The organism is Ramlibacter sp. WS9, from assembly GCF_003797765.1.
GTDB lineage: Bacteria > Pseudomonadota > Gammaproteobacteria > Burkholderiales > Burkholderiaceae_C > Ramlibacter.
The window spans coordinates 1-1,073 of the sequence record NZ_RKMB01000081.1 but is presented as its reverse complement, the minus strand read 5'-3'; the positions used below and the strand labels follow the sequence as shown (position 1 = coordinate 1,073).

Genomic DNA, 1,073 nt, shown 5'->3' with positions numbered 1-1,073 from the left:
ACTGGCCTGGACACGCAAATTTTACACGTCGCCGCTTTCTGCGCTGGCGGAATTTCGTCTCGAAGATGACGACGGGTTCCGATTCCATCACGTGGACAGGCTCCTTGGCGCGGTCGCTCAGGCCCTGGTGTCGCAGCTCGATCAGATGAAGGATGTCGAATCCATTGACCGCGTCTTGAACAAGGAAATATCCAGGTTGCCCGGAAGTAGTGTGCGAAAGAAGGGGGCCAATGGTCACGTCGCTTTGGTTTGCACGCGTCTTACGAATGATCCCGGATTCGATGATGTGGTCAAAGCGTGCATCCGAGTTTTCGGGGACAGGACCGATGACTTGGCCGAAAGTCGCAAGGCGGAGATAAATCAGCTTGCTAACTACCTGCGCGAACACGTGACTCCGCTGAAGGTGATGTGATCGCACCCGTGGGGACATCGGCCCGGACGCACAGCGAAAGATACATCATTGACCTGCAAGCCCACGGCCTGCCCGAGCCTTCCACGTTGCAGAAGATGTGGGGGCAGATCGAGCCGAGGCTGCAGCAAACGGTCGAACCCAATCCCAAATTCGTTGACGGATTGAATCCCGCCCAGCCGATTAGCGTCGCTTGCTCCCCATGATGCTGCCCAGCACCCCACGAATGATCTCGCGGCCGACGGCGCTGCCCATGGTCCGCACCGCCGACTTGGCCATGCTTTCGGCCAGCCCTTCGCGCTTGCCGCCGCGCGGACCGGTGGAGCCGAACACCGCATCGCGCAGCGTGTCGAACATGCCGCCTTCCGCTGCAGGCGCTCCCGCAGGCGCACCGGGCGCACTGCCGCCAGGGGCTTGCGCGGATTCGGCGCGACCCTTCAATTTTTCGTAGGCCGACTCGCGATCGACCGTCTTCTCATAGGCACCCGCGACCAGCGATCCGGCGATCAAGGCTTTGCGTTGCTCCGGCGTGATCGGCCCCAGCTGGCTGCCGGGTGGCAGCACGAACACCCGCTCGGTCACGCTGGGCCGCCCTTTGGCGTCGAGCAGGCTCAGCAATGCTTCGCCGGTAGCCAGCTCGGTAATTGCAGTTTCGATGTCCAGC

Annotated in this window: 2 protein-coding genes; one reads left to right on the top strand and one right to left on the bottom strand. The window is 61.8% G+C overall.

Going from position 1 to position 1,073, the window contains the following annotated elements; translation table 11 throughout:
• Positions 1-412, top strand: a 412-nt coding sequence (locus tag EEB15_RS33915; RefSeq protein ID WP_158290312.1) for a hypothetical protein, incomplete at its 5' end; no start/stop codon positions are given.
• A gap of 180 nt (positions 413-592) precedes the next feature.
• Here the strand turns inward: EEB15_RS33915 and EEB15_RS32995 are convergent.
• A partial coding sequence (locus tag EEB15_RS32995) for a helicase HerA-like domain-containing protein (RefSeq protein WP_141514228.1) occupies positions 593-1,073 on the bottom strand: 481 nt, incomplete at its 5' end.